Source organism: Methylobacterium sp. 142-1Y (genome assembly GCF_057747795.1).
On the sequence record NZ_CM173224.1, the window covers coordinates 2,725,766 to 2,751,363 of the forward strand.

A 25,598-nucleotide genomic window follows, 5' to 3' on the forward strand; every position below is an offset into this window, starting at 1 on the left:
GTTAAGCAAACATGGTTACCCAATCCTTCCTGGATTTCTGGGAAGCTCGGGTCATGGTGGATCAGGACGACGTTGCCGGCGCGCCGGCTCCGGCCGGTGCGGCGGCTGCCCCGGACGACGTGGCACCCAACTCGGCCAAGGTCGAGACGGCGAAGATCGCAACGGGCAAGATCGCGACGGGCAAGAGCCGTTTCGCGGGCTTGTCCGGGTGGCCGAAGCTGACGACGACGACGCTTGCGGGGTTTCTCTGCGCCGGATGCGTCGGTGCGCTGGCGGGCGGCGCCACGGTGGCACTGATGGGGGCTGTCCAGGGTGGCGGGGCCGGCATCCCGCAGGCCGCGTGGACGCGGCTCGGCAGCCAGATCGAGGCCGGCACCGCCGAATCCGCGCGGCTCGCCACCGACCTGTCGCTCCTGCGCGACCGCACGATCCAGGCCCACGATTCCGCCGACAAGGGCCGCGCCGAGGCCGGTGCCCGTCTCGGCCAGATCTCCGAGCGCCTGGAGCGGCTGCAGCGCCAGGACGGCGACCTCGCCGGCAAGGTCGCGGCCCTGGCCGAGCGCCTGACCGCCATGGCCGAGCGCCAGGACCATGCCGACCGCGAGCAGGCCGGCCGCCTCGCGGCGCTCGTCGAGAAGCTGGAGAAGCGCCAGGGCTCCGTCGTACCAGGTCCCACCGCGCAAGCTCCCGTCTCGGCCGCGCCGGTTGCCGCCGCTCCCGTGCCCGCCCCGACGAAGCACGTCGCCGCGGCGGAACCGGTCCTGACCGGCAGCCTGCCCGACAAGCCGGCCAGCGCCGCCAAGCCCGCCGCCATCGAGGGCTGGGTGCTGCGTGACGTCTATGACGGGATGGCGATGATCGAGAACCGCAACCGCCGGCTCGTGGAGGTCGGCCCGGGCGACACGCTGCCGGGTGCCGGTCGGGTCGAGGCGATCGAGCGCCGCGGCCGATCCTGGGTCGTCGTGACCAGCAAGGGCGTGATCACCCCGCAGGCTTGGTAGACGGCAAGCTCGGGCGGTCGTGAATCAGGCGTCCTGCAGCACCGAGACCGGTTGCCCGCTCTGGGCGGGGCCCTGCTCGGGCAGGAAGCCGGCCGCGGCGCGACGGCGCCCGCGGGCCTTGGCCTCGGCCCGGGCGATCTTGGTGGGATGAAGAAGCTCGGCGAGGCGGGCGAGGCTCTCGGCGTCGTCGAGGTTTCGTGACTCGAAATCGGGCATGGTGGTCCCCCGGGCGCGCGGCCCGTGGTTGGCGGGGGGTACGCATACTCACGCTAGAGAACCAGTAACGGTGAAGAACTTGTACAGTTCCGTACCGCGCGTCACCGTGCAAGAAAAAGTTTCGGCCTACCACCCAAAGACGGTGGCACCACACGGCGACAGTGCCCAGTGTTCTAGCAGCACGCGCATGGGGTCAGGGTGCGCCAACGCACCCCGGGTATGATGCGGCGCATGACAATCTTGCGTGCATTGCAGCGAAGACGCGCGGCGGCGGATTCCGGGAGCCGGTCAAAACCGAAACGCCCGTGAGACGCCAGGCACGAAACCTTGTTCGAGTGCTTACCTCCGGGCCGGGTTCGGTGCGGTCGTCAATGACCGCCGACGCGAACCGGGGCGGCTCTCGAATACAGTCCTGCCGGATCGTTCCGCTCCCCAACCCGCATCGATGCGTGCCGGTTCCGCCGGTCCATGCCGCGCCGCTCAGGACACGATGGAGGAAGCGACGGGGAGCGGGAGCCCCTACCCACACGGGAGGAGGTGATCCTCGCCCCGCCTCGGTCATCCGACACGGAGCTGCAAACCACCGTTCGGCATTCGCAGGACCGAGGCCGCGCCGGCGTCAGCCCCGCGGTTCGGTCGCAGCACGGGCGGACTGGGCCATGCGGATCAGGTCCCGCACGGTGAGCTCGTGGTACTCGGGCGGTTCGGACTCAGCCTGTCGAATCGTGGCCTCGCGGGCCAGGATCGTGCGCTGCGTGCGCCGGGTGAATCCGGCCCGCCATGCCTGCGCCAACGCTATCATGGGTGCCCTCCCGTGATCGTCCAATAAAGGCTAACAAACCTTCACCGTACGATAAAGTCTTGACAGGAGGATTGTCGGCTCATCCGGGTCCGCGAGGGGCGCCGCCCGGACCGTCAAGCGCTTGCTGCTGCCGCGTTATTGGCGCTGAGGCGGCACGGCGCGAATCGGAAGAATTTTGTCCTGGCCTATGCTGATCCGCGCGCGACGGCCGAATCGGCGGCCGAATCAGCGTGTGTCCTCGCGCAGCAACTCGGTGTTGATGGCAAACGCCGCCATTGCCCCCTCGGCGGCCGCCACGATGGCGAGCTGGACCCGCCGTGACGCATCGCCCGCCACGTAGAGACCCGGCACGTTCGTCTCCTCGTAGTCGCCGGTCGGCACCGTGCCCTTGCGCGACAGGTCGCAGCCGAGCCGCGCGACGAGCGGGGAGGGGATGCACGGGCCGGTGGTGAAGAACAGGGCGGCGCATTCGAGCGCCGTGCCGTCGCGCAGGCGCACCGTCGAGAACCGCCCGTCCTCGCCCTCGAGCCGGGCGACCGCGCGCTCCTCGATCCGGATACCGTTCCGGGCGAGGCGGTCCCGCTCCGGTTCGTCGAGGCCGCAGGGGCCGTCGGTGAGCAGCGTCAGATCGCGGCTCCAGGCGGTGAGTTCGAGGGCGAGACCCATGCCCGCTCCCTTGGCCGTCTCGCCCGGGCCGTAGACCGCGAGCGGCCGGTCGCGGTTCTCGTAGCCGTCGCAATAGGGGCAGTGGTGGACGCCGTGGCCCCAGAACTCCGAAAACCCCTCGATGGCCGGCAGGTCGGTGCGCAGGCCGGTGGCGAGGATGATCCGGCGGGCATCGGCCCGGCGCTGGTCCTCCATCACCACCCGGAAGCCGTTCGGCGCCCGCACCGCGTCGACGGCGCGCCCGTCCCAGATCTCGACCGTGTCGTAGCCGGCGAGTTCGCGCCGTCCCTCGTCACGGAGGTCACCCGGCGCGCGGCCGTCGCGGCCGAGGAAGCCGTGCATGCGCGGCGTCACCGCGTTGCGCGGATGGCCCGCATCGATCAGCAGCACCCGGCGCCGGCAGCGCCCGAGGATGAGCGCCGCCGACAGCCCCGCCGGACCGCCGCCCACGATGATCACGTCCCGCATGTCGCCGTCCCGAAAGCCGTCACCTGCGAGGTAGACGCATCGGCGGCTCGCCGGGTTCGCCGCAGGCCCAACGAAAAAGGGCGCTTGCGCGCCCTTCCTCGTCCGTCCGTGGGCCTTGAGATCAGGCCGCGGCGGTGCTGGTGGCGATGCCCTTCTCGGTGAGCAGCTGCTGCAGCTCGCCGGACTGGAACATCTCGCGGGTGATGTCGCAGCCGCCGACGAACTCGCCCTTGACGTAGACCTGCGGGATGGTCGGCCACTGCGAGAAGGCCTTGATGCCCTCGCGGATCTCCATGTCCTCGAGCACGTTCACGCCCTTGAACGGCACGCCGAGGTAATTGAGGATCTGGGCCACCTGGCCCGAGAAGCCGCACATCGGGAATTGCGGCGTGCCCTTCATGAACACGACCACGTCCTGGGACTTGATCTCGGTCTCGATGCGGCTGGTGACGTCGGTCATGGTTCTACCCCTGTGTGGGCTCTAGCTAGTGATGGTCGTTCGGGTTTTGCAAGATGGAGGCGAGGCGCAGGAGCGCCCAATCGAGGGTGAAGTCCTCGGCCACGAGTTCCTCGGGCGTGAACGGGCTGCGGTCGGGCAGGCCGACCGCCAGTTTGTCGCCCCACACCGCCAGATCGCCGGCGGCCACCGTCTTCGCGTCGCGCCAGAGGCCGTCCCAGTCGATCCGCTGCCGCATCGATCGCGTGTAGCGGCGCCTCGCCGTCGCGTGGGATGCGACGATCTCGGCCCGCCACGGGCGCGTCGACTGCGCACTCGGAGCCGACAGGTACTTGAGGACGTGAACCAGCATCACCCGCAGGGTGCCCTCGAAAGCCCTGATCTCCGACAGCCCCACCGACTCGACCTCCTCGATGATGTTGTCCCAGTCGAGGGTGTTCGAGAGGTCCGGGCGCGCCCCGAGGGCGCGCAGAGCCGCCGCCTGCTGCTCCGCCCAGGCGACGACGTCCTCGTCGTAGAGGCTCGGCCGATCCGTGCGGATCTCGTCCATGCGGCGGCTCTCCGAGGGCATCGATCCTTGAGGTATCAATCCTGCGGCACGCCCGTGGTCAGGGCAAGGGCGTGCAGCACGCCGCCCATGCGCCCCTGCAGCGCGCCATAGACCATCTGGTGCTGCTGCACCCGCGACTTGCCCTTGAACGCCGCCGACACGACGGTGGCGGCGTAGTGGTCGCCGTCGCCGGCGAGGTCGCGGATCTCGACCGTCGCGTCGGGCAGGGCCTCCTTGATCATCGTCTCGATCTCGCGGGCATCCATCGGCATCGGGGTCGTCTCCTACTCGGAATCGGGTTGCTTCGAAGATATCAGGAGCGTGTGAACCCGTTCATTCCTGCCCGCAACCTCATCCTGAGGTGTGGGCGATCGAAGATCGCTGAGCCTCGAAGGAGGGCTCCAGTTAGCTCGGAGACTTCTGGAGCCCTCCTTCGAGGTCAGTCCATCTTCGATGGACTGACACCTCAGGATGAGGTCGTGGGTGGGACAGGTTGGACGAAGCGCTCGAACGAACCCTCAGGCCGCATCGGCCGCGGGACCCGCCATGAAGCCCGGCAGCCAGCCCTCATGCGCCTTGCGCAAGGTCTCGAGGTCGACGATCTCGTCGCCCGGCAGGGTCAGCGAATCGGCGCCGGTGACGCCGATCACCGCCGCGTCGATGCCTTGAGCGCTGGCGCTGTAGAGCAGGTCGGCGACCGCGTCGGGCTCCACCGCCAGGAGGTAGCGGCCCTGGTCCTCGCCGAACAGGTAGGCGTGGCAGGCCACCGGCAGCGGGCATTCGGGGAGCACCGCGCCGATGTTGCCGGCGAGCGCCATCTCGGCCACCGCCACCGCGAGGCCGCCGTCGGAGAGGTCGTGGACGGTGTCGACGATCCCCGAGGTGATGAGCCCGCGCACGAAATCGCCGTTGCGCTTCTCGGCGGCGAGGTCGACCGGGGGCGGCGCGCCTTCCTCGCGGCCGCAGATCGTGGCGAGATACGCCGACTGGCCGAGCCAGCCCTTGGTGGCGCCGATCAGCACCAGGGCGTCGCCGTCGCGCTTGAACGCCACCGTGGCGATCTTCTCGACATTGTCGACCACCCCGACGCCGCCGATCGACGGGGTCGGCAGGATGCCCACGCCCTCGGTCTCGTTGTAGAGCGAGACGTTGCCGGACACGACCGGGAAGTCGAGGGCGCGGCAGGCCTCGCCGATGCCCTGGATGCAGCCGACGAACTGGCCCATCACCTCCGGCTTCTCCGGGTTGCCGAAGTTGAGGTTGTCGGTGATGGCGAGCGGGCGGCCGCCGACCGCGGTGATGTTGCGCCAGGCCTCCGCCACCGCCTGCTTGCCGCCCTCGACGGGGTCGGCCTCGCAGTAGCGCGGGGTTACGTCGGTGGTGAGCGCCAGGCCCTTCGGCCCGTCCTCGACCCGCACCACCGCGGCGTCGCCGCCGGGCTTCTCGACGGTGTTGCCGAGGATGAAGTGGTCGTACTGCTCGTAGACCCAGCGCTTCGAGCACAGGTCCGGCGAGCCGACGAGCCTCGTGAGCGCATCGACGTTGCGCATCGGCGCCGCCACGTCCTCCGCCTTGATCTCCGGCTGGTGGGCGTTCTGGCGGTGCGGCCGGTCGTAGAGCGGCGCCTCGTCGCCGAGCTCCTTGATCGGCAGGTCGGCGACGGTCTCGCCGCCGTGCTTGATGACGAAGCGGAGCGTGTCGGTGGTGTGGCCGATGATCGCGAAGTCGAGGCCCCACTTCACGAAGATGGCCTGCGCCTCCGCCTCCATGCCGGGCTTGAGCACCATGAGCATGCGCTCCTGGCTCTCCGACAGCATCATCTCGTAGGCGGTCATGCCCGGCTCGCGGGTCGGCACCGCGTCGAGGTTCAGCTCCACCCCGAGATTGCCCTTGGCGCCCATCTCGACCGCCGAGCAGGTCAGGCCCGCCGCACCCATGTCCTGGATCGCGATCACGGCGCCGGATGCCATCAGCTCGAGACAGGCCTCGAGCAGGAGCTTCTCCGCGAAGGGGTCGCCGACCTGCACGGTCGGGCGCTTCTCCTCCGAGGAGGCGTCGAAGGCCGCCGACGCCATGGTGGCGCCGTGGATGCCGTCGCGGCCGGTCTTCGAGCCGAGATAGACGATCGGGTTACCGACGCCCGTGGCGGCGGCGTAGAAGATCGCGTCGGTCCTGGCGAGGCCGACCGCCATGGCGTTGACCAGGATGTTGCCGTCGTAGCGGGTGTGGAAGCCCACCGCCCCGCCGACCGTCGGCACGCCGAAGGAATTGCCGTAGCCGCCGATGCCCGCGACCACGCCCGAGACGAGGTGGGGCGTGCGCGGATGGTCCGGCGAGCCGAAGCGCAGCGCGTTCAACGCTGCGATCGGCCGGGCGCCCATGGTGAAGACGTCGCGCAGGATGCCGCCGACCCCGGTGCCCGCGCCCTGATAGGGCTCGATGAAGCTCGGGTGGTTGTGGCTCTCCATCTTGAACACGCAGGCGAGCCCGTCGCCGATGTCGATGACGCCGGCATTCTCGCCCGGGCCCTGGATCACCCACGGCGCCTTGGTCGGCAGCGTCTTCAGGTGGAGGCGCGAGGACTTGTACGAGCAATGCTCGTTCCACATCGCCGAGACGATGCCGAGTTCGGTGATGGTCGGCTCGCGCCCGATCAGCCCGACGAAGCGCTGGTACTCGTCCTCGGTCAGGCCGTGCTGGCGCACGAGCTCGGGCGTGATGGAGACGTCGTTGCGGATCATGCGGCATCCTCTCGCCGGTCGGGCGGCCCTGCTGCCCGTGCGCTTACTGCCTGACGGGGCCGAAAGGCAACTCGCGCCAGCGAGACTCAGGCCGTCTGGACCGCCGCGGCCGCATGGCGTCGCCGGCTGCGTCGCCGGCCGAGATAGAGCAGGAGCCCCGTCACCCCGAAGAGCGGCATCGCGAGCGCCGCCAGCATGAAGGCGATCCAGCCGACCGGGCCGAAGAATTTTCCCTCGTGCAGGGCGAGCATGCTGCCGGTGAGCCGCGCGCCCAAGGCCCGCTCGGCGTAGAGGTCGCGGGAGACGAGGCTGCCGTCGGTGTGGAAGCGCCACTCGTCGCGGGCCTGGAAATGGGAGGCGTCGGCTGCCACCGCCCGGATGCGGATCGTCTCGCCTTCGCGGGCCGGGGCGAGGGAGGCGGTGGCGTAGGGGCCGGCCGCCGCCGCGAAGGCCGTGAAGGCGGGATCGAGGGGGACCGGCGCGCCGTCCTTCTTCGTCATGCCCCGAGCCTGCGCCGTCGCGGGCGGGCGGCCGGTGAGCAAGTAGGTCGCCCCGTCGCGGTACCAGCCATATGACCACCACAGGCCGGTCAGCGCCATCATCAGGTAGAGCACCAGCATCCAGGTGCCGACGACCGCGTGTAGCGACCAGTACAAAGCCCGGCCGCGGCGGTTGAGCGCCGGCTTCAGCCAGATCCGCCAGTCGCGTCGGCCCTTCGGCCAGCGCAAGTAGAGGCCCGACAGCGCGAGATAGACCAACGCCAGTGCCGAGGCGCCGGTGAGGGTGCGGCCCCAGCCGTCGCCGTTGCCGGGAAGCAGCAGCCAGCGATGCAGCCGCCGCACGGTGTCGAAGAACTCCTCGCCCCGCGCCGGCCCGAGGACCCGCCCGTCGTAAGGATCGACATAGGTCTCGGTGCCGCGCCCGGGACCGTCGGCAAGGCGCACCCGCGCCGCCCGGTCGGGCGCGCCGTTCAGGACCATCAGCGTGACGCGCCGCCCCGGCGCCTCGTCCTTGAGGCGGGCGATCAGCGCGTCCGGTGTCAGCCGCGGGGCTTCCCGGGCCGAAACGGTGACGATGCCGGGGCTCATGAGGCCCGTGACCTCGTCCTCGACGCTGAGGATGCCCCCGGTCACCCCGACCAGCATCAGCACGAGGCCGGCGGTCAGGCCGAGGAACCAGTGGAGCTGGAACAGGGCGTTTCTCACCGGCACGGCCCCGCCTCAGGCAGCAGGGGAACGTGTACGAGCGCGGCGCCGGGTCGACTCATGATTCGTATTCCCGTGCCGCGCACCGGGCCGACCGATCGCTGCCGCAAGATCGCCGGCCGATATTCCTCGTCATGCCGACGCTTATGGCCCGAACGACGAGGGTGTCAACGATTCCGCCGCAGGTCGCAGGCGAAACATCATTATAACGATTCCAGCTTGGGCGTGAGCCCAAGATCATCGGGGCTCGTTTACTTCGATCGTGAGTGCTGCTCACATGTGAAACGCGGACAGGGGCGAGCCGCCGCAGTTTCTCCTTGACGAGTCTCTCGCCTCCGCCGGACTCTCCCATCCGGCAACGCGACGCCGGCCTCCAGCCAGAGACGATCGCGGCCGAGAGGAGAGGAAGCATGACGTCCATCCGCGAGGCGCTGCGTGGCGCCGTCATCGCCGTGTCCCTGTGCGGCCCGTCCGCGATCCTGATGCTCTCCGGCCCGGCCGCCGCACAAGAGGCGGCCAAGCAGGAGGTCGTGAAGATCGCCTTCATCGATCCGCTCTCGGGCGGCGGCGCGCCGACCGGCGAGGCGGGTCTGCGCCACTTCCAGTACATGGCGGAGGTGCTGAACGCGCGCCAGAAGCAGTTCCGCTTCGAGGTGCTGGCCTACGACAACAAGGTCAACCCGCAGGAGACTCTGATCGCCGCCCAGAAGGGCATCGACGCCGGCGCCCGGGTGCTGGTGCAGGGCAACGGTTCCTCGGCGGCCGCCGCGCTCACCGATTTCGTCGCCAAGCACAACGAGCGCAACCCGAGCCGCCAGGTCATCTACATCAACTACTCGGCCGTCGATCCATCGCTGACCAACGAGAAATGCAACTACTGGCACTTCCGCTTCGATGCCAATTCGGACATCAAGATGGAGGCGCTAACGAACTTTATGAAGGCGCGGCCCGAGATCAAGAAGGTGTATCTGATCAACCAGGATTACTCGTTCGGACAGTCGGTGCGCCAGCAGGCCCGCGCCATGCTGAAGGCCAAGCGGCCCGATATCGAGATCGTCGGCGACGAGGTGACGCCGTTGCAGAAGGTCAACGACTTCGCGCCCTACATCACCAAGATCCGCGCCTCGGGGGCGGATGCGGTCATCACCGGCAACTGGGCCCAGGACATCAACCTGCTGCTGAAGGCCGCGGCGGAAGCCGGGCTCCAGGCGGGCTTCTACACCTACTATGCCGGGGGCACCGGCGGCCCGACGGTGGTGCGCCAGACCGGGCTCGCACACCGGGTGTTCGAAGTCTCGCAGGGCGCCGCCAATGAGGGCGATGCCGCCGCGCAGGAGTTCGAGGCGGCGTTCCGGGCCCGCACCGGCATCGGCTCGACCTACCCGCGCGCCTTCAACGCGATGAACGCGCTCCTGACCGCGATGCAGGAGGCCGGCTCGTCCGAGGCGCGCAAGGTGGCGCCGAGGCTCGAACAGGCCCACCTCAAGCCGCATGTCGGCAGCGACGGCTTCGTGCGCCCCGACGACCACCAGTATTTCCAGACGATGTTCGTCCACTCCTTCGGCCCGATGGAGCCCGGGATGCGCTTCGACGAGGAGGGGACCGGCTGGGGCTGGAAGATGGTCGGCCGGGTCGAGACCAAGGACACGCTGCTGCCGACCACCTGCAAGATGGACCGGCCGAGCTGACACGGGGAGCGCGGGACCCTTACGGGGCCCGGTCCGCCTCCGTCAGGGCATCCAAGAAGGCGTCGAGCATGGCGGCCGCGAAAGCCTCCATGTTGGCGGCGCGGTCGCTGGCGCCGGTCTCCAGGGTGTGGCGGCGGGCGACCGGGCCGGCGACGGCGAGGCAGGTATGGCCGGCGGCATCGCCGTAGCGGTTGCCGCCCGGCCCCGCGGCACCGGTCTCGCACAGGCCCCAGACTGCGCCGTGGCGCTCGCTCACGAGGGCGGCCACGCGCTCGGCATAAGGTTCGCTGGCGCTGCGCAGGCCCGCCATCCCGGCCGCGTCGAGACCGATCAGGGCCTCGCGCGCCTGGGCGGTGTAGACCACCGCGCCGCCGAGAAAATAGGCCGAGGCGCCCGGCACCGCGAGCAGAGCCGCGGAGACGAGGCCGCCGGCGGAGGATTCGGCCACCGCGACGGTCTCCCGCCGGGCCGTCAGCCGGGCGGCGATGCGGCCGGCCCTGTCCATCAGCGCTTGCAAGCGGCGTCCTCCTGCCTCGAAGGGCGGAAGCGTAGCCGGTCGGGCCCTACTCCGCCAGCGCGCCGTCGTCGTCGGCGCCGTTCGGTGCCAGCCGCACCCAGGCGTCGAGAGCCTTGCCGATCCCGAGGCCGACGAGGCCCACGAAGCTCAGCGACAGCGCGATATGGAGGAAAAGGGACGCATCAGACATCATACTCACCCGACATGAAAGGTTTCGAGGAGAACCGCGGAGGCTACGCGCCCCCCGGTCCCGGTTCATGGGCTCCCTGTGGCTGGGAATGCGGCCGGAGGGCTCCGACCTAAGAGGGTCGGCGGCGCCGGCTTTCGGGACGACGTCATCCCGGTTGGACGGGGTGTCGCACCGCCTTTGGGCGGAACGATGGTCCCGGTGTGGCGGGACGCTACTCTTGGTGGAGACTGCCCCGGTCGCGCCGGCCGGGCGGTGCGCTCCCGCACCTCGGCCGGGGTTCGGGCCTGGATTCGGGCTGGAGCCTGGGAGGCCGTCCGGGTCGTCATGCCGCCTCCGCGAGCACGCGCTCGGCCAGCGCCAGGCCGCTCAGATAGGCGAATTCCACCCGGGGCCCGAGGCAGCCGTCGCCGGCAAAGCCGAGGCCGGTCCCCGGCGCGAACAGGCAGGGTTCGCCGACCGCCCGCTCGACCGCGGCGTAGCGCCAGCGATGGGCGGCGCAGTGGCGGATCCCGCCGAGCGGGACGATATCCCGGAGGGCCCCGACCAGCCGCTCGGCGACATCGTCCGCCGCGCATTCGAGATGGACCCGCGACCAAGCCGGTGAGGCATGCGCGACGATCGTCCCGTCGCCGGCGCGCCCCGGCTTGCCGCCGTTCTCGGCGATCCAGGCGATCGTGGCACTGGAATCCCGGTCCTCCCGGACCGGCCCGCCGGGCAGGGGAGGGCCGTCATGGGCCAGCATCAGGGTCCAGCACGGCGCGTAGGCCACCTCCGCCACGCCAGGGAGAGCTCGGCCCGCGCTTTCGAGAAGTGCGAGGGTCTGGGGCGACGGGCAGGTCAGGAGCACGGCCGAGAACGCCGCGCCGTCCGCGAGCGCGGTGCCGTCGGCCTCCGCCAGGCGCCAGGCGCGCACGTCCCGCGCCAGGCGGCCGACGGCGCGGCCGCATTGCACGTCGAGGCCGTCGAGGAGGTCGCGTACCGGCGCGGCCATGCCGGGGGTGCCGACATGCCGGTCCGGTCCGCCCCAGGGGGCCGCGACGCCTCGCGTCGTCCAGTCCTCCACCCGGGCGATGAAGCGCGGGTCGCGGGCGGTGAAATACTGTGCGCCGTGATCGAAGCGCAGACCGTCCGGGCCGCGTCGCGTCGCCATCCGGCCGCCGGGCGCACGGCCCTTGTCGAGCACGACGACCCGTCGGCCCGCCCCGTGCAACCGGCGCGCCGCCGCGGCACCGGCAATGCCCGCCCCGATGATCGCGATGGTCCCGTCCGGGCTCAATCCTGCCGCTCCCGCATTCCGGCCGCGTCCTTGGCGGTCGCAGCGTCAACGCGCGACAATTCGCGGTGGTGCCAATCAATCGCGCGAAATCTCTCACGTCAGGCGCGGAACTTTTCGTCGCCGGCTTGAGGCCTCGAACTTGCAGGCTTAAGGCCGCGCTTCGTCTTCAAGTCCGGGATTGCCGATCCGTGCCGAACCTCGAAACCGTCGTCAGCGAGATCGTCGACGAGATGCGCCAGCGGACCGATCGCGGCGAGGTGGCGCGCTACATCCCGGAACTCGCCCGGGTCGATCCCGGCCATTTCGGCCTCGCGGTGATCGGCGCCGACGGAACGGTCGCGGCGGCGGGCGATTGCGACGTGCCGTTCTCGATCCAGAGCATCTCGAAGGTCTTCACCCTGACGCTGGCGCTCGGCATGGTCGGCGACAAGCTGTGGCGGCGGGTCGGGCGCGAGCCGTCGGGCAGCCCGTTCAACTCGGTCGTGCAGCTCGAATACGAGCGCGGCATCCCCCGCAACCCGTTCATCAATGCCGGCGCCATCGCCGTCACCGACCTGATCCTGTCGGGCCACCAGCCGCGCGAGGCCTTGGGCGAGATCCTGCGCTTCATGCAGTACCTCGCGCAGGATGCGAGCATCACCATCGACGAGGCGGTGGCGGCCTCCGAGCAGCGCACGGGATTCCGCAACGTGGCGCTCGCCAACTACATGAAGTCGTTCGGGGTGATCGACAATCCGGTCGAGTACACGCTCGGCGTCTATTTCCACCACTGCGCCATCAGCATGACCTGCCGGCAGCTCGCGGTGGCGGGCCGGTTCCTCGCCCATTCCGGGCGCGATCCCAGCACCGGCCTGTCGGTGGTGCAGGCCGAGCGGGCCAAGCGCATCAACGCCGTCATGCTGACCTGCGGCCATTACGACGGCTCGGGCGAGTTCGCCTACCGGGTCGGCCTGCCGGGCAAGAGCGGCGTCGGCGGCGGCATCCTGGCGGTGGCGCCGGGGCGTGCCTCGATCGCCGTCTGGGCGCCGGGGCTGGATGCTGCCGGCAATTCCCATCTCGGGCGCATCGCCCTGGAGCGGCTGACGAAGCGCCTCGGCTGGTCGATCTTCGGGGAGTAGGGGCTCAGCCCCGGTCAGGGCTTGCGCGCGCGCTCCTCGCGGATCGCCTCGTCGTGGTAGCCGCCGCTCGCCGGCATGATCTCCGGCCCGCGCTCCCGCGCCGCCGCCCCGGGGGCCGTCCAGTCGTTGCGGCCGCCGCGGCTGCGGCCGCCGGCCGGGAAGGCGTAGATCTTGGCGGTGATGCGCGGTCCGGTGTTGCTCATCGAGGGGTCTCCCGTGAGGGCCGTCGCGTCGCCGCCGCGGCCTCTGAGATCGTAACGAAGTGTGCCCGGGGAATGCGCGGTTTGACCACGGAAAAATCAGTGGTTGGCTACAATTCGTGCATGCCTGCGCTTGCGCCGTCGCTCGACTTGGCGGGTGTGGCGCGTGCTTGGGCGTCCTGGCGCCGTGGCGCGCAACCGGGCAGTGCGGCGCGTGATCGACGACGGCGGGTGTCGTAAGGGCGCCCTCTCCGGCCCGAGCCGTCGAAAACGCCTCGTCCCGACGATCGTTCCGCCCCCGCAGGAGGGTTGGCACGGGACCTGCTAGCACGGGGATGCCGCTGGCGGGTGATGGGCGCCACGAGAAATCACGGGCTCCATCGGAACCTGATAGAGAGACGCGAGATGACCAAATACAAGCTCGAGTATATTTGGCTCGATGGTTACACCCCGACCCCGAACCTTCGCGGCAAGACCCAGATCAAGGCCTTCGACAGCTTCCCGACCCTCGAGCAGCTCCCGCTCTGGGGCTTCGACGGCAGCTCGACCCAGCAGGCCGAGGGCAGCTCCTCCGACTGCGTGCTGAAGCCCGTCCGCCACTTCCCCGACCCGGCCCGCACCAACGGCGTTCTGGTCCTGTGCGAGGTCATGATGCCGGACGGCGTCACCCCGCACCCGTCGAACAAGCGCGCCACCATCTTGGACGACGAAGGCGCCTGGTTCGGCTTCGAGCAGGAATACTTCTTCTACAAGAACGGCCGCCCGCTCGGCTTCCCCGAGACCGGCTACCCGGCGCCGCAGGGCCCGTACTATACCGGTGTCGGCTATTCCAACGTCGGCTCGGTCGCCCGTCAGATCGTCGAGGAGCATCTCGACCTCTGCCTGTCCGCCGGCATCAACCACGAGGGCATCAACGCCGAGGTGGCGAAGGGCCAGTGGGAGTTCCAGATCTTCGGCAAGGGCTCCAAGCGGGCCGCCGACGAGATGTGGATGGCGCGCTACCTGATGCAGCGCCTTTGCGAGAAGTACGAGATCGACATCGAGTACCATTGCAAGCCGCTCGGCGACACCGACTGGAACGGCTCGGGCATGCACGCCAACTTCTCGACCGCCTACATGCGGGAAGTCGGCGGCAAGGCGTATTTCGAGAAGCTGATGGCGGCCTTCGGCGATGCCCGTGAGGACCACATCGCCGTCTACGGCCCGGACAACCACATGCGGCTGACCGGCAAGCACGAGACCGCCTCGATCCACACCTTCAGCTGGGGCGTGGCCGATCGCGGCGCCTCGATCCGCGTGCCCCACAGCTTCGTCAACAACGGCTACAAGGGCTACCTCGAGGATCGCCGCCCGAACTCGATGGGCGACCCCTACCAGATCGCCTCGCAGATCCTGAAGACCATCTCGACCGTCCCGACCGAGGTCTCGGCCGCGGCCTGAGCCTTTTCGAGACTGGTTTGAGTGAACGAGCGGCGCGGGCCTTGAGGCCCGCGCCGTTTTTCTTGGAGTCTGCTTGAGCGGCTGTGCGCATGAACCCTCCCCCCTCTGCGGAGCAGGCCGGGAGAGGGGACGCCGCTTCCGGAAATGGCTGAACCGTTCTGAAGGGCGCATCCTGGAGTAGCGTCGCGCTGCCCCTCTCCCGGCCCCTGCTGACGCAGGGTCCACCCTCCCCCGCAGAGGGGGGAGGGTTCATGCGCATAGCCGTCTCCGACCCAATCAGGCAGGCGCCTCACGCCGCCTCCATGGCGGGCTCCTGCGCCACCGTCCCGTGCCCGCCATGCTGCCTGAGCGGCCGGTTGCCGCTCAAGCGCCGCAGCAGCACGTAGAAGACCGGGGTCAGGAACAGGCCGAAGGCCGTCACCCCGATCATGCCGGAGAACACCGCGACACCCATGGCGCGGCGCATCTCCGAGCCGGCGCCGGTCGCGGTGACCAGCGGCAGCACGCCCATGATGAAGGCCATCGAGGTCATCAGGATCGGCCGCAGGCGCAGCCGGCTCGCCTCGATCGCCGCCTGCACGGGAGTCCGGCCGGAAAATTCGAGTTCCCGGGCGAATTCGACGATCAGGATCGCGTTCTTGGCCGACAGGCCGACCAGCACGATGAGGCCGATCTGGGTGAAGACGTTGTTGTCGCCCGAAGACAGCCAGACGCCGGTCATCGCCGCGAGCAGCCCCATCGGCACGATGAGCAGGATCGCGAGCGGCAGGGCCAGGCTCTCGTACTGCGCGGCGAGCACCAGGAAGACCAGGAGCAGGGCGAGCGGGAAGACCCAGACGCCCGAATTGCCGGCGATGAATTCCTGATAGGTGAGGTCGGTCCACTCGAAGGCAAAGCCCCGCGGCAGGGTCTCGGCGGCGATCCGCGCGGCGGCCGCCTGCGCCTGGCCCGACGAGAAGCCGGGAGCGGCGCCGGCATTGATGTCGGCGGACAGGAAGCCGTTGTAGCGCATCGCCCGCTCGGGCCCCGCGGTCTGGCGAACGCGCAGCAGCGTCGAGAGCGGCACCATCTCGCCCGAGCCGGCCCGCACTTTGAGCAGGCCGACATCGTCGGAGCGGGCGCGGAACGGCGCATCGGCCTGGACCCGGACCGAGTAGGTGCGGCCGAACCGGTTGAAGTCGTTGACGTAGAGCGATCCGAGATAGATCTGCAGCGTGTCGAACACGTCGGTGACCGGCACTTTCAGCTGGCGCGCCTTGGTCCGGTCGATGTCGGCGAAGAGCTGCGGCACGTTCATCTGGAAGCTGGAGAACAGGCCGGCGAGTTCCGGCGCCTGCGCGGCCTTGGCGAGGAAGGCCTTCGTCGCCTCGTTCAGCGCCTCGTAGCCGAGGCCGGCCCGGTCCTCGATCTGCAGCTTGAAGCCGCCGATGGTGCCGAGCCCGTTGACCGGCGGCGGCGGGAACATGGCGATGAAGGCTTCCGGGATCGCGGCGTATTTCTTGTTCAACGATTGCGCGATGGCGGCGCCGCTCAAGCCGGGACCCTTCCGCTCCTCGAAGGCTTGCAGGGTCGAGAAGACGATTCCCGAATTCGACGAGTTGGTGAAGCCGTTGATCGACAGCCCCGGGAAGGCGACCGCGCTCTCGACGCCGGGTTCCTTGAGGGCGATCTCGCTCATCTTGCGGATCACCTCCTCGGTCCGGTCGAGGGTGGCGCCGTCGGGCAGTTGCGCGAAGCCGACGAGGTACTGCTTGTCCTGGCCCGGCACGAAGCCGCCGGGGATCTGGCGAAACAGCAGCGCCGTCACCCCGACGAGGACGAGGTAGATCGCCATCATCGCGCTCTTGCGCGAGATGACGCCGCCGACCCCGCGCCCGTAGCCGTCCGAGGCCCGGCCGAAGGCGCGGTTGAACCGGCGGAAGAACCAGCCGAGCAGGGTGTCGAGGATGCGGGTCGGCCGGTCCTTCGGCGCGTGGTGATCCTTGAGCAGCAGGGCCGAGAGGGCGGGAGACAGGGTCAGCGAGTTGATCGCCGAGATCACGGTCGAGATCGCGATGGTCAGCGCGAATTGCTTGTAGAACTGGCCCGTCAGCCCGCTGATGAAGGCGAGCGGCACGAACACCGCCACCAATACCAGCGCGATGGCGATGATCGGGCCCGACACCTCCCGCATCGCCTGGTAGGAGGCGTCGCGGGGCGACAAACCGGCCTCGATGTTGCGCTCGACGTTCTCCACCACGACGATCGCATCGTCGACGACGATGCCGATGGCGAGCACGAGGCCGAACAGGCTGAGCGCGTTGATCGAGAAGCCGAAGGCGTGCATCACCGCGAAGGTGCCGACGATCGAGACCGGCACGGCGAGAAGCGGGATGATCGAGGCCCGCCAGGTCTGCAGGAACAGGATCACCACCAGCACGACGAGGGCCACCGCCTCGAGCAGGGTGTGGATCACCGCCTCGATCGAGGCGCGCACGAACTGCGTCGGGTCGTAGACGATCTGGTAGTCGACCCCCTCCGGCATGGTCTGCTTGATCTCCGCCATGGTGCGGCGGACCGCGTCGGAGATCTGGATCGCGTTCGAGCCGGGCGATTGCGAGATCGGAAGCGCCACCGCGGACTTGTTGTCGAGGAGCGAGCGGAGCGCATAATCCGCCGCGCCGAGCTCGATCCGGGCGATGTCGCGCAGGCGCGTGATCTCGCCGTTCTCGCCGGTCTTGACCACGATGTCGCCGAACTGCTCCTCGCTGGTCAGCCGCCCCTCGGCATTGAGCGAGAGCTGCAGGTCGAGGCTTGGGATCGCCGGCGAGGCGCCGATGGTGCCGGCCGCCGCCTCGACGTTCTGGGCCTGGATCTCGCGCACCACATCGCCGGCCGACAGGCCGTGCTCGGCCACTTTTTGCGGGTCGAGCCAGATCCGCATCGCGTAGTCGCCCGAGCCGAACAGCTGAACCTGGCCGACGCCGTCGAGGCGGGCGAGGCGATCCTTGATGTTCAAGACCGCGTAGTTGCGCAGATACGTCATGTCGTATCGGCCGTTCGGCGAGACGAGGTGGACCACCATTGTCAGGTCGGGCGAGGACTTCACCGTGACGATGCCGAGCTGGCGCACGATCGCCGGCAGGCGCGGCTCGGCCTGCGAGACCCGGTTCTGGACCAGCTGCTGCGCCTTGTCGGGGTCGGTGCCGAGGCGGAACGTGACGGTCAGCGTCATGATGCCGTCCGTCGTCGCCTGGCTCGCCATGTAGAGCATGCCCTCGACGCCGTTGATCTGCTCCTCGATCGGCGTCGCCACGGTCTCGGCGATGACCTTGGGGTTGGCGCCCGGGAAGGTCGCGCGCACCACGACGGAGGGCGGCACCACGTCCGGGTATTCGGAGATCGGCATCGCGAACAGCGACAGCAGCCCGCCGATGACGATGAGCACCGAGAGCACGCCCGCGAAGATCGGGCGGTCGATGAAGAACTTGGAGAGATTCATGCCGCCCTCCGGGGGCGAGAGGGATCGCGGCAGCCGCGGTGCGGAAGCCGTTTCACGGACGAGAGAGTATGAGGTCGCGGGATCCCCTCGCCCGGCGATGCCGGGCTTGCCCGGCATCGCCGGGAGAGGAGAACTGGGATCTGTTTCGTGATGCTTGAGGGCTTCAGATCAGACTGACAGCCTGTTTGATTGCTTGGCGTATTCCATCCGACCCGCGACCTCATCCTGAGGTGTCGGTGATCGTAGATCGCACACGATCAAAGATCGACCGACCTCGAAGGAGGGCTCGAGACGTCTCTGAGAGCCTGTTTGACTTGCGACGACACAATCGCGAGGGGATTTTCCATCCTACCCTCCACCTCATCATGAGGTGCGGGCGATCGAAGATCGCTGAGCCTCGAAGGAGGGCTCCAGGGATTTCGGCGGCTTCTGGAGCCCTCCTTCGAGGTCAGTCCATCTGCGATGAACTGACACCTCAGGATGAGGTCGAGGGTGGGATAGCAAACACCTGCGATGCTGCTCTCGCAATTCAAACAGGCTCTGAGATAACCCTCACCGTTGCGCCAGCTTCCCCGTCCCCGGCTCCTGCATCGGCCGCGCGCCCATCGCCACCGGCGACGGGCTGACGAGGCTGCCCGGGCGTATCCGCTGCAAGCCGTTGACGACGATTCGCTCGCCCCCCGACAGGCCGGAGGTGACGACCCGCAGGCCCTCGACCGTCCGGCCGAGGGTGACGGCGCGGAACTCGGCCCGGCTGTCGGCCCCGACCACCAGCACGAAGCGCTTGTCCTGGTCGGTGCCGACCGCCCGCTCGTCGACGAGGAGCAGCCGCTCGGGGGCCGCCTGGCCGAGGCGCAGGCGGGCGAACTGGCCGGGAATGAGGTGCCCGTCGGCATTGGCGATCGTTGCGCGCACCCGCACCGTGCCGCTGCGGCCATCGACCTTGTTGTCGATGAACTGGAGGTGCCCGGTCGCGCGCTCGCCGTCGGCGGTCGCCATCTCGACCGGGATACGGTCGAGCCGGCCTCGCCGGCCGGAGGGCTCGGCGATCGAGCCGAGCGCCTTCAGCACCACCGCCTCGTCGGCGTCGAAACTCGCATAGATCGGATCGACCGAGACGAGGGTCGTCAGCACCGCCGCTCCCGCCCCCGTCGCCACGAGGTTGCCGGGGGTGATCTCCCGGCGCCCGACCCGGCCGCCGACCGCGGCCCGCACCTGCGTGTAGTCGAGGTTGAGGCGCGCCGCCGCCAGGGTCGCCCTGGCGGCGTCGAGATTGGCCTTGGCTTCCTTGAAGGCGTTCGCCCGCACGTCGAGGTCGCGCGCGGTGACGATGCGCTGGTCGGAGAGGCGCTGCCCGCGCTCGTAGTCGCTCGCCGTCAGGGCCAGGCGCGCCTCGGCGCCGGCCACCTGCGCCTCCAGGCGCTGCACCTCCGCGGCATAGGGCGCGGGGTCGATCGTCACCAGGAGGTCGCCGGCCTTCACGAGCTCTCCCTCCGAGAAATGCGTCGCCTGCACGGCGCCGCCGACCCGGGCCCGCACGTCGATCCGCTCGACCGCTTCGAGCCGGCCCGAGAATTCGTCGAACAAAACCACGTCGCGGGGCTCGACCGTGGCGACCGGCACCGGCACCGCCGGCTCGGCCGGCGGCGTCGCGGCGGCGGCCTGCCCTGAGGACAAGCGCGGCAGCGGCAGGTAAGGAGTGGAGGCCCCGGCGAGCAGCGCGAGGGCGAGGCCGGCCGCGACGAGGAGCGGGGGACGGGAGGGGACGACAGCAGGCTCGGGATTCACGACCGGCTCCGACATCTGTAAGGTGCGTTACACATGTCGGCATGGACGCCGGCCGTCAAGCGACTTATCTATCAATCGATACAAAAAGTGGAGCCGGCGGACGATGACGATGGGGCGGCCCCGGGCCTTCTGCACGGAGAAGGCCCTCGACGAGGCGATGGAGGTGTTCTGGCGCCACGGCTATGACGGGGCGACGCTGGCGATGCTGACCAAGGCGATGGGCATCAAGCCGCCGAGCCTCTACGCCGCCTTCGGCAGCAAGGAGGGCCTCCTGAAGGCCGCCCTCGACCGCTACGCCGAGCGCCGCTCCGCGCACATGCGCTACGTGCTGGCCGGCGCGACCGCCCGCGACGTGGCCGAGCGCTTCCTGTCGAGCATCGCCGAGAGCCACACCGATCCGGCGAACCCGCCCGGCTGCCTGCTGGTCCAGGGGGGGCTGGCCTGCGGCGCCGGTTCCGAGAACATCCCGTTCGAGCTCGCCGCCCGCCGCGCCCAGACCGAGGCCGAACTGCGTGAGCGCTTCGTGCGGGCGAAGGCCGAGGGCGACCTGACCACGGGCGACCTAACCACGGGCGACCTGGCGGACGACGCCGACCCGGCGGCGCTCGCCCGCTTCCTGTCGACGGTCGCCTCGGGGATGGGGGTGCTGGCCTCCTCGGGCGCCGACCGCGAGGCGTTGCGCGAGGTGGCCCGCGTGTCGCTCGGGGCGTTCCCGCGGGGCGATGCGACGACCGGTCCGGATTGACCGGAATCCGACGTGGCCGCACGGGCCGCCGAGTCCGGAGCCTGCCCATGGAACGAATCCCCGTTCGTCACGGGAAAATGCTTCTAAATCAAAGACCTGGAGCAGCACCCACTGACATCGTGATCGCACGCCGTTCTCGTCGTCGCGACCGATTCCGTTCGATCAGCCGTGACCGGCCCCTGCCCGAGGTGATTGCGCTGACGGCTCAGCGTCTTCGGTCGGTAGCGGGGTTAAGTATTCGGCATAACTGCCGTGGGGTCAGCTTTTTACAAAAAATTATTTCGCCTCTGGTTTCGTGTCTGCCCGGGGGCATCCGCCCCACCCCCTACAGGCCCAGTGCCAAGCCCTCAAGGCAAGCAGTGCGTCGCGAGCTGGATCACCGCATGTTCTCCCTGTCCAAGCTGGCCGTCAGGCTGCCCTCGACCATCGTCGGCCTCGCGCTCGTCAGCGCGACGGTGATGGGCGGCCTGAGTTGGTATTCGGCCAAGAACAGCCTCGTCTCGGCCGTCCAGGACCGGCTCGCGCTGTCCGCGACGGCGACCGGCCACGGCATCGCCCTGGTCGCCGATCAGGCCAGGACCGATTTCACCGCCGCCGCCGGTCACCCGCAGGTGGCCTCGAACTTCACCGACCTGATCGAGAACCTCGATCCGGGCAAGCCGGACTATGCCGGGATCCTGGCGGCCTTCCGGGCCCCGCCGAGCCCCGAGGCGCGGCTCGCCTTCGACGGCACCACGACCAACACCATGTATGGCCGCCGGCACGTCAAGGTGCAGGAGGTGGCCCGCAAGCTCCTGAGCCAGCCCGGTCACGCCGACCTGCTGTTCCTCGATCCGAACGGACGCATCGTCTACACGGCGACGAAGGGCGACGACTTCGCCGCCTCGGTCACCGACCCGGCCCTGCGCGACACCGGCCTCGCCCGGCTGTTCGAGCAGATGAAGGGGGCCGGGCCCGACGCGGTGTCGTTTGCCGACTTCTCCGCCTATCCGGTCGGCGGCACGCCCGCGGCCTTCATCGGCAAGGCGATGAGCCGGCGTGCCAACGTCGCCATGGGCACCGCGCAGGCGGTGGAGCGGGCCGGCTACATCGTGATGCGGATGTCGCCCGCCCTGTTCGACGCGACCCTGGCGCAGCGCGCCGGCCTCGGCGAGACCGGCCAGGCCCTGGTGGTCGGTGCCGACGGGCTCCTGCGCGGCAAGCCGCCGCTCTCGGCCGGCATCGCGGCCGGCGCGCCGGCGAGCGCCCTCGGCATCGCCCCGGACAACCTCGTCGCGAAGGCGCCGTTCTCCTACGCGGCGGCCGACGGCCGCCACATGGCGGTCGGCGCCACCGTGCCGGTCCTCGGCGCGCAATGGACCATGCTGGCGGAGCAGTCCGAGGCCGAGGCGCTCCGGGCGGTGGACGAGCTGTCCCGCCTCCTCGTGATGATCGGGCTTGCCGTGCTCGCCGGCACGGCGGTGCTCGGCCTCCTGATGTCGCGGGCGATCGTGCGTCCCCTCGCGGCGCTCACCTCGGCCATCAAGGCGCTCGCCGCCCGCCAGGCCCTCCACGAGGTGCCCGGACACCGGCGCCGCGACGAGATCGGCGACATCGCCCGGGCGGTGGTGATGATCCGCGACGTGTCGCTGGAAGAGGCGGCCCAGCAGCTCCAGACCACCGAGGCGGCCCGCCTGCGCGAGGAGCAGGCCCGCCGCAGCTTGCTGCGCGACCTCGCCGACCGGTTCGAGGTCTCGGTCGGCGGCATCGTGGCGCGGGTCTCGGGCGCGGCCGAGGGTCTGAGCGGGGCCTCCGGTGCCGTGACGCAGGCGGTCGACGGAACCGCGTCCCGCTCGGTCAGCGTCGCGTCCACCGCCCGGCAGACCAGCGGCAATGTCGGCGCCGTCGCGGCGGCAGCGGAGGAGTTGGGCGCGACCGTGGCGGAGATCGGCCGGCAGGTCGTGCAGGCCGCCGGCATGTCGGCCGAGGCGGTGGCCCAGGCCCAGGCCGCCGGCGGGACGATGGCGGACCTGTCCGCGGCGGCCGCCCGCATCGGCGACGTCGTCGGCCTCGTCTCTCAGATCGCCAGTCAGACCAACCTGCTCGCGCTCAACGCGACCATCGAGGCGGCCCGCGCGGGCGCGGCCGGACGCGGCTTCGCGGTGGTCGCGGCGGAGGTGAAGGAACTCGCCGGCCAGACGGCACGAGCCACCGACGAGATCGGCCGCCACGTCGCGGCGATCCAGTCCACCAGCCAGGGCGCCGGGGAGGCGATCGCCGGCGTCACCGTGCAGATCGAGGCGATGAGCCAGGTCACCACCGGCATCGCCTCGGCGATCGAGGAGCAGGGCGCGATGACCCACGAGATCGTGCGCCAGATGGCCGAGGCGACCGACGGCACCTCCGCGATGACCCGCGACATCGCCGAGGTCGCCGACGCCGCCGGCACGGCGGGCCGCGCGGCCTGCGAGGTGGCGCAGGTCTCCGACGACCTGTCGGACCAGTGCGCCCGCCTGCGCCAGGAGGTCGACGGCTTCCTGGCCAGCGTGCGGGCGGCCTGACCGGGGCCGGCGGGCCGAGGATCATGGGACCGGTGGAGCGACGCCCGGGCACGACGCCCGAGGCGCCGCTTCATCGTGTCGGACCAGGCATTGGGCCGAGGCGATCATCTATGGTCCCTGCGGCAAGACCGTGAACCGGGCCGCTTTTGACCGCTCCGAAGCCCGGAAATCCAAAAATCTGGATCGCTGATCATACGAAATCCGGAAGATCACTTCCGGATTTCGTATGATCAGCCCGCGCGGCGCCTGAGTAAAGCCGCTTTCCGCATCGCAAAGCGATCAATCGGAAAGCGTATGAGAGTGTGTTTGACGCGCGAGAAGCGGGGCGCGAAGAGGTTTTCTGTCTCGCCCGCGACTCAGATCGCTGAGCCTCGAAGGAGGGCTCCAGATGGCGCTGCGATTGCTGGAGCCCTCCTTCGAGGTCAGTCGATTTCCAATCGACCAACACCTCAGGATGAGGTTGCGGGTGGGATGGAGTGCATCGATCAGCCGGGCAGACTCTGAAAGCAGGAGAGCGCTCTCGGCAGGACTGCTTGCCCTTGGCCGTCCCCTTGGCCGTCCGCGCGCCCTCCGGTCACCGCCTCACCCCTGCTCCAGCACCCGCATCACCGCGTAGAGCGCGGATTTCGCCTCGAAGCCGATGCCGGGCAGGTCCGGCATCGCGACGCGGCTGTCCGCCACCGGCACCGCATCGGCAAAGCCCCCGAACGGGGCGAAGACGTCCGGGTAGCTCTCGTTGCCGCCGAGCCCGAGGCCCACCGCGATGTTGAGGGCGAATTGATGCCCCCCGTGGGGCACGCAGCGGCGCGGCGACCAGCCATGGGCGCGCAGCACGTCGAGGGTGCGCAGGTACTCGACCAGCCCGTAGGACAGGGCGGGATCGAATTGCAGGATGTCCCGGTCGGGCCTCAAGCCGCCGTGGCGGATCAGGTTGCGGGCATCCTGGTGCGAGAACAGATTCTCGCCGGTGGCGAGCGCCCCGTCATAGGTCGTGGCGAGCGCGGCATGGGCCAGGTAGTCGAGGGGATCGACCGGCTCCTCGTACCAGCGCAGGCCGTAGGGCGCGACCGCCCGGCCGAAGCGGATCGCCTCCTCCAGGGTGAAGCGGCCGTTGACATCGACGCAGAGGCGCGAGCCGTCGCCGCCGAGCACGTCCAGCACCGCCTCGATCCGGGCGACATCCTCGTCGAGCGGCACCAGCCCGACCTTCATCTTCACGGTGCTGTAGCCGCGGTCGAGATAGGAGCGCATCTCGTCCTGAAGGGCGTCGAGGCCCTTGCCCGGGTAGTAGTAGCCGCCCGCCGCGTAGACCCAGGCCGTCGGATCGGCGTCGCCGCCGCGGTAGCGGTCGGCCAGCAGCCGCCAGAGCGGCACGCCCTTCGCCTTGGCCAGCGCGTCCCACAGGGCCATGTCGAGGACGCCGACCGCCACCGAGCGCTCGCCGTGGCCGCCGGGCTTCTCGTTCCTCATCATCGCGCCCCAAGCCCGGTGCGGGTCGATCAGACCGTCCTCGCCCAGGAGATCGTCCGGGCCGGCGGCCAGGAGGCGCGGGATGAAGCGCTCGCGCAACAGCCCCTGCGGCGCGTAGCGACCGTTGGAGTTGAAGCCGAAGCCGACGACCGGGCGACCGTCGACCACCCGGTCGGTCACCACCGCGACCACGCTCGCCGTCATGGTCGAGAAGTCGATCCAGGCGTTGGCGATGTCCGACTTGATCGGCGCGACGATGTCGCGGATGGCGGTGATGCGCATGGCGGATCCCTCACGAGCCGGGTCTACGAGGCTGGTCGTCGTCTGGTAGGGGCGCCCGCCCGCGCTGGCAAATGCGCGGGATGCACTCCGCGTCAGCGCACCGTGCCGTTCTTCTGCGCGCCGGGGCCGGTGCCGGGGGCGCCGCTGCCGGTCGGGCCGTCGCGCCGCACGCTCGGACCGGGGCCCATGTTGCCGCCGCTCGACCCCTGCGAGCCCGTCGAGCCCATGCTGCCCGGGTTGTTGCCGCCGATGCCGGTGCCCGGCGGCTGGCTCGCCATGCCCGAGCCGGTATTGCCGCTGGAGGGCGGGGCGACGCCGGTGCCGTTGTTGATGCCCTGCGCCGCGGCGGTGCCGGCCGCGAGCGCAAGAGCGAGGGCGAGGAGGGAGGTGCGAATCGGCATGAGGTGGTGTCCGCTTTTCGGGATGCGATCGGCAGGATGCGATCGGGCCCGGGCAACGGCAGGACCGTGCCGGCGTTCCCGCCCGGGCGGCCCCGTCGTCGACGCAGGGTCGGGCCGACGGGCGACACCCCCGATCGGCGGACGGCCCGGCAGGACGGCCCGCCGCCCCGTCCCGGCATTCCGTCTTGGCATTCGGACCGGTCTGCATGCAAACTGCGCACGCTGTCGTCCCGTCGTCACGGAACGGCGGTTATCGCCACCCGGCAGAAGGTGGCGCGGATCTTGAAAGGGAGCGCGCGGGGTCCGGTCGCGATCCGTCCCGCGCGAAGGAGTTGAGATGCAGGTGTTCCTGATCG

The 25,598-nt window shown here is 69.9% G+C and carries 22 protein-coding genes; 6 read left to right on the forward strand and 16 right to left on the reverse strand.

Annotation, left to right across the window (positions count from 1 at the left end; all coding sequences use genetic code 11):
* The first annotated feature begins 53 nt into the window (after window positions 1–53).
* Window positions 54–1,001, forward strand: a complete 948-nt coding sequence (locus AC3AOF_RS12345) for a hypothetical protein (RefSeq protein ID WP_236990672.1) — start codon at window positions 54–56, stop codon at window positions 999–1,001.
* A 24-nt stretch (window positions 1,002–1,025) separates the two neighbouring features.
* Here AC3AOF_RS12345 and AC3AOF_RS12350 read toward each other — a convergent pair whose 3' ends face one another.
* From AC3AOF_RS12350 to AC3AOF_RS12385, 8 genes are all read right to left on the reverse strand, one after another.
* A complete protein-coding gene (locus AC3AOF_RS12350; RefSeq protein ID WP_236990673.1) occupies window positions 1,026–1,217 on the reverse strand; it encodes a hypothetical protein in 192 nt (63 codons plus the stop codon).
* Window positions 1,218–1,836: 619 nt separating this feature from the next.
* Complete coding sequence (locus AC3AOF_RS12355; protein ID WP_236990674.1) at window positions 1,837–2,019, reverse strand: hypothetical protein; 183 nt, start codon at window positions 2,017–2,019, stop codon at window positions 1,837–1,839.
* 225 nt (window positions 2,020–2,244) lie between these two features.
* The gene (locus tag AC3AOF_RS12360; protein WP_488348686.1) at window positions 2,245–3,153 is read right to left on the reverse strand and encodes an NAD(P)/FAD-dependent oxidoreductase; all 909 of its coding nucleotides are present in this window, start codon (window positions 3,151–3,153) and stop codon (window positions 2,245–2,247) included.
* A gap of 121 nt (window positions 3,154–3,274) precedes the next feature.
* Window positions 3,275–3,613 carry a Grx4 family monothiol glutaredoxin gene (gene grxD, locus AC3AOF_RS12365; protein WP_236990676.1) on the reverse strand — a complete coding sequence of 113 codons (339 nt, stop codon included), beginning with the start codon at window positions 3,611–3,613 and terminating at the stop codon, window positions 3,275–3,277.
* Between the two features lie 25 nt (window positions 3,614–3,638).
* On the reverse strand, window positions 3,639–4,160 hold the full coding sequence (locus AC3AOF_RS12370) for a DUF29 domain-containing protein (RefSeq protein WP_236990677.1): 522 nt from the start codon (window positions 4,158–4,160) through the stop codon (window positions 3,639–3,641).
* Between the two features lie 35 nt (window positions 4,161–4,195).
* A complete protein-coding gene (locus AC3AOF_RS12375) occupies window positions 4,196–4,432 on the reverse strand; it encodes a BolA family protein (RefSeq protein WP_236990678.1) in 237 nt (78 codons plus the stop codon).
* A 246-nt stretch (window positions 4,433–4,678) separates the two neighbouring features.
* The gene (gene purL, locus AC3AOF_RS12380) at window positions 4,679–6,901 is read right to left on the reverse strand and encodes a phosphoribosylformylglycinamidine synthase subunit PurL (protein WP_488348687.1); all 2,223 of its coding nucleotides are present in this window, start codon (window positions 6,899–6,901) and stop codon (window positions 4,679–4,681) included.
* A gap of 86 nt (window positions 6,902–6,987) precedes the next feature.
* Window positions 6,988–8,112 carry a PepSY-associated TM helix domain-containing protein gene (locus tag AC3AOF_RS12385; protein ID WP_488348688.1) on the reverse strand — a complete coding sequence of 375 codons (1,125 nt, stop codon included), beginning with the start codon at window positions 8,110–8,112 and terminating at the stop codon, window positions 6,988–6,990.
* A 476-nt stretch (window positions 8,113–8,588) separates the two neighbouring features.
* Here AC3AOF_RS12385 and AC3AOF_RS12390 point away from each other — a divergent pair, with 476 nt between their 5' ends.
* On the forward strand, window positions 8,589–9,794 hold the full coding sequence (locus AC3AOF_RS12390) for a branched-chain amino acid ABC transporter substrate-binding protein (RefSeq protein ID WP_488348982.1): 1,206 nt from the start codon (window positions 8,589–8,591) through the stop codon (window positions 9,792–9,794).
* A gap of 19 nt (window positions 9,795–9,813) precedes the next feature.
* Here the strand turns inward: AC3AOF_RS12390 and AC3AOF_RS12395 are convergent, their stop codons facing one another.
* The 3 genes from AC3AOF_RS12395 to AC3AOF_RS12405 form a co-directional block, all read right to left on the reverse strand.
* The gene (locus AC3AOF_RS12395) at window positions 9,814–10,311 is read right to left on the reverse strand and encodes a CinA family protein (RefSeq protein ID WP_488348689.1); all 498 of its coding nucleotides are present in this window, start codon (window positions 10,309–10,311) and stop codon (window positions 9,814–9,816) included.
* A gap of 46 nt (window positions 10,312–10,357) precedes the next feature.
* Complete coding sequence (locus AC3AOF_RS12400) at window positions 10,358–10,501, reverse strand: hypothetical protein (RefSeq protein ID WP_203156991.1); 144 nt, start codon at window positions 10,499–10,501, stop codon at window positions 10,358–10,360.
* Window positions 10,502–10,823: 322 nt separating this feature from the next.
* Complete coding sequence (locus AC3AOF_RS12405) at window positions 10,824–11,777, reverse strand: NAD(P)/FAD-dependent oxidoreductase (protein WP_488348690.1); 954 nt, start codon at window positions 11,775–11,777, stop codon at window positions 10,824–10,826.
* 230 nt (window positions 11,778–12,007) lie between these two features.
* On the opposite strand from AC3AOF_RS12405, the gene AC3AOF_RS12410 reads away from it, so the two are divergent.
* Window positions 12,008–12,895 (forward strand): glutaminase, encoded by an 888-nt coding sequence (locus AC3AOF_RS12410; RefSeq protein ID WP_488348983.1) that lies wholly within the window; start codon window positions 12,008–12,010, stop codon window positions 12,893–12,895.
* A 14-nt stretch (window positions 12,896–12,909) separates the two neighbouring features.
* Here AC3AOF_RS12410 and AC3AOF_RS12415 read toward each other — a convergent pair whose 3' ends face one another.
* On the reverse strand, window positions 12,910–13,098 hold the full coding sequence (locus AC3AOF_RS12415; protein ID WP_236990684.1) for a DUF2735 domain-containing protein: 189 nt from the start codon (window positions 13,096–13,098) through the stop codon (window positions 12,910–12,912).
* A 402-nt stretch (window positions 13,099–13,500) separates the two neighbouring features.
* On the opposite strand from AC3AOF_RS12415, the gene AC3AOF_RS12420 reads away from it, so the two are divergent.
* Window positions 13,501–14,535, forward strand: coding sequence for a glutamine synthetase beta-grasp domain-containing protein (locus AC3AOF_RS12420; RefSeq protein ID WP_236990685.1), 1,035 nt, complete (start codon window positions 13,501–13,503; stop codon window positions 14,533–14,535).
* A gap of 289 nt (window positions 14,536–14,824) precedes the next feature.
* Here the strand turns inward: AC3AOF_RS12420 and AC3AOF_RS12425 are convergent, their stop codons facing one another.
* Both AC3AOF_RS12425 and AC3AOF_RS12430 read right to left on the reverse strand, forming a co-directional pair.
* On the reverse strand, window positions 14,825–18,016 hold the full coding sequence (locus AC3AOF_RS12425; RefSeq protein ID WP_488348691.1) for an efflux RND transporter permease subunit: 3,192 nt from the start codon (window positions 18,014–18,016) through the stop codon (window positions 14,825–14,827).
* Window positions 18,017–18,568: 552 nt separating this feature from the next.
* Window positions 18,569–19,819 carry an efflux RND transporter periplasmic adaptor subunit gene (locus AC3AOF_RS12430; protein ID WP_488348692.1) on the reverse strand — a complete coding sequence of 417 codons (1,251 nt, stop codon included), beginning with the start codon at window positions 19,817–19,819 and terminating at the stop codon, window positions 18,569–18,571.
* An 88-nt stretch (window positions 19,820–19,907) separates the two neighbouring features.
* Here AC3AOF_RS12430 and AC3AOF_RS12435 point away from each other — a divergent pair, with 88 nt between their 5' ends.
* Both AC3AOF_RS12435 and AC3AOF_RS12440 read left to right on the forward strand, forming a co-directional pair.
* Window positions 19,908–20,549: a TetR/AcrR family transcriptional regulator gene (locus AC3AOF_RS12435; RefSeq protein ID WP_236990688.1), complete on the forward strand. Its 642-nt coding sequence runs from the start codon at window positions 19,908–19,910 to the stop codon at window positions 20,547–20,549.
* A 383-nt stretch (window positions 20,550–20,932) separates the two neighbouring features.
* Complete coding sequence (locus AC3AOF_RS12440) at window positions 20,933–23,089, forward strand: methyl-accepting chemotaxis protein (RefSeq protein WP_488348693.1); 2,157 nt, start codon at window positions 20,933–20,935, stop codon at window positions 23,087–23,089.
* Between the two features lie 582 nt (window positions 23,090–23,671).
* On the opposite strand, the gene AC3AOF_RS12445 is transcribed toward AC3AOF_RS12440, so the two are convergent.
* Both AC3AOF_RS12445 and AC3AOF_RS12450 read right to left on the reverse strand, forming a co-directional pair.
* Entirely contained in the window at window positions 23,672–24,841 is a 1,170-nt protein-coding gene (locus AC3AOF_RS12445) for a mandelate racemase/muconate lactonizing enzyme family protein (RefSeq protein WP_488348694.1), read from the reverse strand.
* Between the two features lie 92 nt (window positions 24,842–24,933).
* Complete coding sequence (locus AC3AOF_RS12450) at window positions 24,934–25,242, reverse strand: hypothetical protein (RefSeq protein ID WP_236990499.1); 309 nt, start codon at window positions 25,240–25,242, stop codon at window positions 24,934–24,936.
* Between the last annotated feature and the right edge of the window lie 356 nt (window positions 25,243–25,598).

Coding starts and splice junctions, on each gene's coding strand:
- AC3AOF_RS12345 (WP_236990672.1), top strand. CDS start 54: ATGGTGGATCAGGACGACGTTGCCGGCGCGCCGGCTCCGGCCGGTGCG.
- AC3AOF_RS12350 (WP_236990673.1), bottom strand. CDS start 1,217: ATGCCCGATTTCGAGTCACGAAACCTCGACGACGCCGAGAGCCTCGCC.
- AC3AOF_RS12355 (WP_236990674.1), bottom strand. CDS start 2,019: ATGATAGCGTTGGCGCAGGCATGGCGGGCCGGATTCACCCGGCGCACG.
- AC3AOF_RS12360 (WP_488348686.1), bottom strand. CDS start 3,153: ATGCGGGACGTGATCATCGTGGGCGGCGGTCCGGCGGGGCTGTCGGCG.
- grxD (WP_236990676.1), bottom strand. CDS start 3,613: ATGACCGACGTCACCAGCCGCATCGAGACCGAGATCAAGTCCCAGGAC.
- AC3AOF_RS12370 (WP_236990677.1), bottom strand. CDS start 4,160: ATGGACGAGATCCGCACGGATCGGCCGAGCCTCTACGACGAGGACGTC.
- AC3AOF_RS12375 (WP_236990678.1), bottom strand. CDS start 4,432: ATGCCGATGGATGCCCGCGAGATCGAGACGATGATCAAGGAGGCCCTG.
- purL (WP_488348687.1), bottom strand. CDS start 6,901: ATGATCCGCAACGACGTCTCCATCACGCCCGAGCTCGTGCGCCAGCAC.
- AC3AOF_RS12390 (WP_488348982.1), top strand. CDS start 8,589: ATGCTCTCCGGCCCGGCCGCCGCACAAGAGGCGGCCAAGCAGGAGGTC.
- AC3AOF_RS12400 (WP_203156991.1), bottom strand. CDS start 10,501: ATGTCTGATGCGTCCCTTTTCCTCCATATCGCGCTGTCGCTGAGCTTC.
- AC3AOF_RS12410 (WP_488348983.1), top strand. CDS start 12,008: ATGCGCCAGCGGACCGATCGCGGCGAGGTGGCGCGCTACATCCCGGAA.
- AC3AOF_RS12415 (WP_236990684.1), bottom strand. CDS start 13,098: ATGAGCAACACCGGACCGCGCATCACCGCCAAGATCTACGCCTTCCCG.
- AC3AOF_RS12420 (WP_236990685.1), top strand. CDS start 13,501: ATGACCAAATACAAGCTCGAGTATATTTGGCTCGATGGTTACACCCCG.
- AC3AOF_RS12425 (WP_488348691.1), bottom strand. CDS start 18,016: ATGAATCTCTCCAAGTTCTTCATCGACCGCCCGATCTTCGCGGGCGTG.
- AC3AOF_RS12430 (WP_488348692.1), bottom strand. CDS start 19,819: ATGTCGGAGCCGGTCGTGAATCCCGAGCCTGCTGTCGTCCCCTCCCGT.
- AC3AOF_RS12435 (WP_236990688.1), top strand. CDS start 19,908: ATGACGATGGGGCGGCCCCGGGCCTTCTGCACGGAGAAGGCCCTCGAC.
- AC3AOF_RS12440 (WP_488348693.1), top strand. CDS start 20,933: ATGTTCTCCCTGTCCAAGCTGGCCGTCAGGCTGCCCTCGACCATCGTC.
- AC3AOF_RS12445 (WP_488348694.1), bottom strand. CDS start 24,841: ATGCGCATCACCGCCATCCGCGACATCGTCGCGCCGATCAAGTCGGAC.
- AC3AOF_RS12450 (WP_236990499.1), bottom strand. CDS start 25,242: ATGCCGATTCGCACCTCCCTCCTCGCCCTCGCTCTTGCGCTCGCGGCC.